This is a genomic window from uncultured Nostoc sp. (assembly GCF_964247315.1).
Classification (GTDB): Bacteria; Cyanobacteriota; Cyanobacteriia; order Cyanobacteriales; family Nostocaceae; genus Nostoc.
Window position 1 is genome coordinate 1 of the sequence record NZ_CAXTTT010000208.1, and the last position, 8,132, is coordinate 8,132.

Below are 8,132 nucleotides of genomic sequence, written 5' to 3' on the forward strand. Positions count from 1 at the left end.
GAGAGGTCAAAGCTGGCACTAAAATCTTTCTTGCTGCCAAAAACCACGTAGCTCTGCCCCGAATTCTTGCCATTGGGTGAGGCGCCCTTTGCCATGATAATCAGGTCGTCAAAACCGTCGCCATTGATGTCTCCGGCATTGCTGACAGGCCTGCCTAAGAAGTCACCTGGATTGATGCCGTTGATGGTAAAGCCATTAGTGCCGTTGAGGGTAGAAACTTTAAGTTGGGCATTAAAACCTTTCTTGCTGCCAAATACCACGTAGCTCTGCCCCGAATTCTTGCCGTTGGGAGAGGCAACATCTGTCCCAATAATCAGGTCGTCGATGCCGTCGCCGTTAATATCTCCGGCACTGCTTACAGAAGTGCTTAAAAGATCATTTGGATTGATACTGTTGATCGCAAAGCCGTTAGTGCCGTTGAGGTCAGAGAGGTTAAAAACTGAATTTGCCATCATTTCTCCTAATATTAGTTTTTATGAGTTATTTTGTCGTTAGTTACAATCAAAGACACTAGTACTTTGTCAAACTAGTTTTGAAAGTTTGTAGTGAGTACTTCAGTGCTCAGAAAGCTTAGAAAATAAGGACTATCTTGACCACAAACTTGCTTACTCATTAAGTTAAAATTGACAGACCACTAGTACCGCAAGGCATAATTTGTAATTTGTCATTTCCATTGCATAAAGGTTTTAAACATTTCATAAGGGTGGCTTATTGACACCAAGCTAGCCTAGAAGGCTGAGTACCAAGCTACTCAAATGGAATTATTGTGAAAAATATTAAGACAATTTCCTCTCTTCACCTTTCTCTCACTGACATTACATTGCCAATTTGTGACTGCGTTATAGGTTGTGCAATGTCTACGACGGGCTACGCCTACGCACCTGCTCTCTTCTAAAATTGATTTGCATATCTATTTCCCCGCTTACCCTCTTTAATACCTTTCTATAGCCACATCTAAGCGATAGCGATAATTGAATAATTTGTCAGCTTGTAATTTGTAATTAGGAAATTTAATCGCGAATTACAAGCAGTCTTTTGGTGTCAGCTAGTAACCTATTTGATTTTGTAAATAAAAATTACTTTAATAACCGTTAAATCACTTAAATACTCTTATAAAGATTTAAGCATTGTCAAGAGGCTGGGTATGATTCTGATAAAGTTAGAGTGAATTTTAGGAAGTGCTATATTAAGTTTTTGTGTCAGCGATAGCGTGCTCCTACGTCCAAGTAAGCTAGGTGCAGCCTTTTGTCGAGAAGCGTTAGTGAATCTTGTCTGCAATCTGCTCTTACATTCTTGCGTCACAGTCTGTCGTAGACATTGCACTCTTTTTTACAGATTGGATTGAGGAATTAAACCCCATATTTGCGTGTTTGTTGATTAATACTGTGGTTTAATACAACTTAAACCACAGTGTTAGTAACTAAAATGGTGATTTTGTAACAAAAATTTCTATGTTTGTAACGAAAATAACAATTTTACTAACCAAAATAGTTTTTTTCTCACAAAATTTATAATGTTTGTAACAAAAATAATGAATTTAGTAACTAAAATGGTTTGTTGTAACGAAAATTCTGATGTTTGTAACAAAAAAATGGTTTTTTGTAACGAAAATTGCGACTTGAGTAACTCAAGTCGCAATTTTTATAACTAAAATTAGGGTTAATGTTCAGAGAATATCGCGTTTTGCCAGAAATTGGTACGTTTGCCAACGTGCATCTACTTCAGCTTGGGCTTGTTCTAACAAGTGTTTGGCAACGTCGGGTTTGCTCTTGGTCAGCATCTTGAAGCGATTTTCTTGATACATGGAATCTTCTACAGATTGCTTAGGCGATCGCATATCCAATTGCAATGGATTTTTACCCTGGTTAAGCAACTCTGGATTATGCCGATACAGCAACCAACGACCTGATTCTACCAGAGTTTTTTGGTGATTCATCCCTGTAGTCATATTAATGCCGTGGGCGATGCAATGGCTATAAGCAATAATCAGTGATGGGCCATTATAAGCTTCTGCTTCCAGAAATGCTTTCAGGGTATGTTCATCTCTAGCACCAAGGGCTACACTCGCTACGTAGACATTTCCGTAGGTCATGGCAATCATCCCTAAGTCTTTTTTTGGTGCAGGCTTACCACTGGCGGCATATTTAGCAACTGCTGCTCGTGGCGTAGCTTTGGAAGATTGACCGCCTGTATTAGAATACACTTCTGTATCCATCACCAAAATGTTGACATTTCGACCACTAGCAATAACATGATCGATACCGCCAAAGTCAATATCATAAGCCCAACCGTCACCGCCAACAATCCAGACACTTTTTCTCACCAAGTAATTTGCAAGGGATTTGAGATTTTGGATTTTGGATTTGAGATTGGGGTCGAAAGTGACAATTTCATCTAACTTTTGCTGCAACAGTTCTATCCTTTCGCGCTGTTCCCAAATGTCAGCTTCAGATTTTTGTTCAGCTTTTAGGATGGAGCAGACAAGGTTTTCATCTATTTCACTCCCCAACTGTTGTAACAATTCCGCCGCAAACTCAGCTTGTTTGTCCAGGGACAGACGGAAGCCAAAACCGAATTCGGCGTTATCTTCAAATAAATTATTAGACCACGCCGGGCCGCGTCCTTCGGCGTTAGTTGTCCAAGGTGTTGTGGGGAGATTACCACCATAAATTGAGGAACAACCTGTAGCATTGGCGATGACGGCGCGATCGCCAAACAATTGTGTTAATAATTTCAAATAAGGTGTTTCACCACAACCTGCACAAGCACCAGAGAATTCAAATAATGGTTCTTGCAGTTGTTGTTGGCGAATCTGGTTTAATTTTAGCGATCGTCTGTCAGGATTAGGTAAACTCAAAAAGAAATCCCAGTTTTTCCGCTCTTGTTCTTGCAATGGCAACTGCTGTGCCATATTAATCGCTTTCAGCGATGGCTCAGATTTATTTTTAGCAGGGCAAATATTTACACAAATCGTGCATCCCGTGCAATCTTCTGGGGCAACTTGAATGGTAAATTTTTGATTGGCAAAGTCTTTATCTTTTGCACCAGTTGACTTAAAGGTTTCTGGTGCATTAACTAACTCATCGGCTTGATAAGCTTTGGCACGGATGGCACTGTGGGGACAAACCATGACGCACTTACCACATTGTATGCAGACATCCGGCTCCCATACAGGTATCTCTTCGGCAACGTTACGTTTTTCCCACTTGGCAGTACCTACAGGAAAAGTACCATCAACTGGTAGTGTGCTAACAGGTAAATCATCACCTTCCCACACCATGATTTTGCCCAAAACTTCTCGCACAAATTCGGGAGCAGAGTTAAGAGTAGAGACGCGATTAATCGCGTCTGTACAGGAGTTAAAAGTGGGGATTGTCTGTGGGATATCTACTTTATGTAAGTTGTCTAAGGTATTGTCTACAGCTTGCAAGTTCATGCGGACAACTTCTGCACCTTTTTTACCGTAAGTCTTATCAATCGCTTGTTTGATTTTAGCGATCGCTTCTTCTTGTGGTAAGACACCCGCTAAAGCAAAGAAGCATACCTGCATAATCGTGTTAATTCTGCCACCCATGCCACTTTCACGGGCAACCTGGCTAGCATTAATTACATATAACTTCAAATGCTTGGCGATAATTTGCTGCTGCACCTTCAACGGCAAATTTTCCCAGACGGTATCTGCATTATATGGACTGTTAAGCAGTAAAGTCGCCCCAGGAATAGCAGCCTTCAAAATATCTATGCGTTCCAGAAATCCCCAATGATGACAACCAATAAAGTTGGCTTGATCAATTAGGTAGGTGGAGCGAATTGGCTCTTTACCGAAGCGGAGGTGAGAAACGGTCATTGAGCCAGATTTCTTGGAATCGTAGACAAAGTAGCCTTGGGCGTAATTGTCGGTTTCTTCACCAATAATCTTGATAGAGTTTTTGTTAGCGCCAACAGTACCATCAGCACCCAACCCATAGAACATTGCCCGAACAACATTATCCGATTCTGTAGAGAAATTAGGGTCAAAGCTCAAAGAAGTATGACTAACGTCGTCATTAATCCCAATCGTAAAGTGATTTTTTGGTTTAGCTTGGGCAAGGTTGTCAAAAATGCCCTTCACCATCGCCGGAGTAAATTCTTTGGAAGAAAGACCGTAACGACCACCAATGATTTTAGGCAGAGGGGAATCTAATTCTAATTTCTCCCCTACTCCCCACCCCTCATACAAAGCTGCAACTACATCAAGATAGAGAGGCTCACCAGCGCTACCTGCTTCTTTGGTACGGTCAAGAACAGCGATCGCTTTTACACTAGTTGGTAATACTGCAACAAACCTTTGGATATCAAAGGGGCGGTAAAGTCGCACTTTGACTACACCAAGTTTTTCACCACGGGCGTTAAGGTAATCTACTGTTTCATGGACGGTTTCACAGCCCGAACCCATAAGAACAATAACGCGATCGGCATCCTTAGCACCGTAATATTCATAGATTTGATAATGCCTTCCCGTGCGTTCGCCAAATTCATCCATGATCTGTTGGACAATTTCTGGACAGGCGTTGTAATAAGGGTTAGCGCCTTCACGTCCTTGGAAGTAGACATCGGGGTTTTGAGCAGTACCGCGCAATACGGGACGATCTGGGGTGAGGGCGCGGCTGCGGTGGGCGAGTATTAAGTTATCGTGGATGAGCGATCGCAAATCGTCATCTGAGAGCAGTTTTACTTTTTGCACTTCATGTGATGTGCGAAAGCCGTCAAAGAAGTGCATAAAGGAGACTCGCGCCTCTAGGGTAGCAGCATGGGCGATGAGAGCAAAATCTTGACTTTCCTGCACCGAAGCAGAACACAGCAGGGCGAAACCAGTCGCCCGAGCTGCCATTACGTCGCTATGGTCGCCAAAAATTGATAAAGCATGAGTACCCAAGGAACGGGCTGCAACGTGAACCACAGCGCTAGTCAACTCACCAGCAATTTTGTAGAAGTTGGGTATCATCAACAATAATCCCTGAGATGCCGTAAAGGTAGTACTCAGAGAACCTGTTTGCAAAGCCCCATGCACAGCACCAGCGGCTCCACCTTCGCTCTGCATCTGCACGACGCTGGGAATAGTATCCCAAAGGTTAGGACGACCTTCTGCTGACCAAGCATCTGCCCATTCACCCATCGCTGAAGAGGGGGTGATGGGATAAATGGCAATCACTTCATTTAATTTGTAAGCAACACGGGCGACAGCCTCATTCCCATCGATAGTTGCAAAGGTCTTGTTCATAATATGATTTTTGTCCCCGCCTCTAAGCTGCATGATCAGAACACGTGAATATAAGAATCAGAAATAGCCAGTACTAGAAAGTGAGTATATTATCTGCATTAAAGATTTCTCAGTAGGATTTATTTCGTGTTTAAAGGATAGCTTTAGGCTCTTAAATTAACTTTCCATCAATACTGCATCTATTAATATCGCATCCGCAATACTGCATCTATTAATATGTATTAATAATGTACTCAAAGACCAAAGTCTTTATTTGATAACACTTTAAAATAATTTATTCTTTTTTCTGGGGTATAGGGTCGGGAACAATTCTGCTCGGTTAAGAAAATTTGTAGGTTGGTTGAAAGTTATGAAACCCAACAAAGCACTAAAAATGTTGCGTCTAAGTTACTACTCAATCAACTTACACTGAAGTTGTTTTTTAAGCAAAACCTACGCAGTCTTCGGACTATTTTGTACGATGGTCAAATATCACTTTCAATCGCATAGCAACAGAAGTCAGATGGCAATAAAAATTACATCGCTAATCGCTGATTTCCATACCATTGACTCAAATCATCTTCAATCGCCTCAATAATCGCGATTGCCTCATTTATTGATTTTGCATTCGCCAAATCGCGATAGATAAAATCTATACCTACACCTTCCACCACAAGCCAACCGCCGCCGTTAATCCACTTTCCCCATTCACCAATCGCAGTAATCAAATTTACGCGATGGTTATCATCAAGCTCACAGGCGAGACGATTTAGAGCAATTAAATCGGGCGGATTTTCTGGATTGTAATAAATCCCCAAATCCACATCTGACTTGTTATTATGGTTTCCCCGTGCCCGTGAACCACCCAGTGCGATCGCTGTAATTCCTTCAATTGACCGCAAACTTGAAACAATATGGTTGATGAATTGCGGCGATTGTTGGATTTCCATCGTTGGTCATTATTGCGTCCATATCTTTATTTAATACTGTTAAGTCCTAAAATAATATTATTTCTTTGTGGTAGTGGTATCTGTGTCATCGGTCTTCAACTGACCATCTTCCATATAAATGATGCGATCGGCAATATCGAGGATGCGGTTATCGTGGGTAACTAGCAAAATTGTACAACCTTGTTCTTTGGCTAGCTTCTGCATTATTTCCACGACATCGCGCCCAGATTTTTTATCGAGTGCAGCAGTGGGTTCATCTGCTAAAACAATCTTAGGACGGCTAACTAAAGCACGAGCGATCGCTACCCGTTGTTTTTGCCCTCCAGATAGTTTTTCTGGGTAATAATTTACACGATCCGCTAAACCGACAGTTTCTAAAATGGCGATCGCTTTGGCGTCGATATCCTGATTCAAAAAATCGTCATGCAACTCTAGAGACATTCGCACATTTTCTCTCGCTGTCAAAAAAGTCATCAAGTTATGCGCCTGGAAAATATAGCCAATCTGGCGGCGAAGCTTTGTTAATTGCAGCTTTTTAGCACCACGAATTTCCTCCCCTAAGATTTTGAGACTACCATCTTGAGCAGAACGCAGTCCACCCATCAGGGTCAATAGGGTAGTTTTCCCCGATCCTGAGGGGCCAGTCATAATTACGATTTCCCCAGCGTTAATCTCCAAATTAATGTTGAATAATACTTGTTTACGAAGCGCACCTTCACCAAAGTAGTGGTTGAGGTTACTGATAGAAATCACGGATTCTGAAGCAGAAAGCGTTGAGTTGGAATTTACTGGTAAAGATTTTTGCAACATAGGATTTTATAAAGAGTGTTAGATGAATAGACTACAGTTCAAGCGGGGAGTGCAGACAAGGGAGATAAGAACAATAACCGCCCCATGTCCAATACCACCTTCAACTAAAAAACATCAGCAGGGTCAGCAGATCGTAGTTTTCGCATTGCGATCGCCCCAGAAACACTACACATGATCACGGTCAAAATCCAAACCTGGATCGCCCGTTCCATTTTCATGAAAATGGGAAGCATTGTTGCAGCATAGGTGACTTGATATAATCCAAATGAAAGGATGAATCCAGGCAGAAAACCTAAGATAGCCAATAACAATGCTTCTTGAATTAGGACTCCCAAGAGATAGTTATCGGTGTATCCCATTGCTTTGAGGGTGGCGTATTCTGGTAAGTGGTCAGAAACATCAGAGTAAAGGATCTGGTAGACAATCACAATGCCAACGATAAACCCGACTCCTGTACCTAAACCGAAAATGAAACCAATTCCAGTACCCGCTTCCCAGTAAGTTCTCTCTACTTTGGCAAACTCCTTTGGAGTCAGGACTCTGACATCTTTAGGTAGTCCATTGACAAGTTGCGATCGCACTGTTTCAGAATCGGCATCTGGTTTGAGCGTAATTAACCCAACTTCGATGCGATCGGGTTTACGTTCTGGGAATAATTGGAGAAAGGTAGAGTCACTGGTAATCACATTACCATCGGCAGCAAAGGAGGCTCCATCAGTAAACAAGCCTTTAACAAAGACGGCTTTACTATTGAGTTCCGTGTCAAATTTGCCTGTTTTTTTTAATATATCGCCAACTGCCCCGTATTCTGGACGACCTGCCTGGTCAAACAGAACTTGATACAACTGTTTAACGTTTTGTCTATTTACCTGCAAACCAATTTGGGCAACGGTTCCTCGCAGTTCGCCACCAAATGCCTGACTGCTAATCAGTGCGTCTTGTCCTAGTTTCACTTTACCGATGTCGGTTTGATAAACTTCTGCGACTGCCATCATCTGGTCTGTTTGCACTAAGTCTGCAATGCCAGAATCACTAATTTTTTCTCCGACTCGCGTATGAATTTTGATGATCTGTCCGGCCTTCTCTGCATTACAGCAATTTTCAGGTAATTGAACCACAAAATCGGGTAAACT

5 protein-coding genes are annotated in these 8,132 nt (G+C 42.0%); all 5 read right to left on the reverse strand.

Features of this window, described 5'->3' with window-relative positions; all coding sequences use genetic code 11:
- The coding region (locus ACFE93_RS33375) for an integrin alpha (protein ID WP_375480212.1) at positions 1 to 455 on the reverse strand (455 nt) is incomplete at its 3' end.
- A 1,211-nt stretch (positions 456 to 1,666) separates the two neighbouring features.
- A complete protein-coding gene (gene nifJ, locus ACFE93_RS33380; RefSeq protein ID WP_375480214.1) occupies positions 1,667 to 5,260 on the reverse strand; it encodes a pyruvate:ferredoxin (flavodoxin) oxidoreductase in 3,594 nt (1,197 codons plus the stop codon).
- Between the two features lie 515 nt (positions 5,261 to 5,775).
- Positions 5,776 to 6,189, reverse strand: coding sequence for a nucleotidyltransferase family protein (locus tag ACFE93_RS33385; RefSeq protein WP_375480216.1), 414 nt, complete (start codon positions 6,187 to 6,189; stop codon positions 5,776 to 5,778).
- A 57-nt stretch (positions 6,190 to 6,246) separates the two neighbouring features.
- On the reverse strand, positions 6,247 to 6,999 hold the full coding sequence (locus ACFE93_RS33390; protein ID WP_375480218.1) for a DevA family ABC transporter ATP-binding protein: 753 nt from the start codon (positions 6,997 to 6,999) through the stop codon (positions 6,247 to 6,249).
- A 104-nt stretch (positions 7,000 to 7,103) separates the two neighbouring features.
- A partial coding sequence (devC, locus tag ACFE93_RS33395) for an ABC transporter permease DevC (RefSeq protein WP_375480220.1) occupies positions 7,104 to 8,132 on the reverse strand: 1,029 nt, incomplete at its 5' end.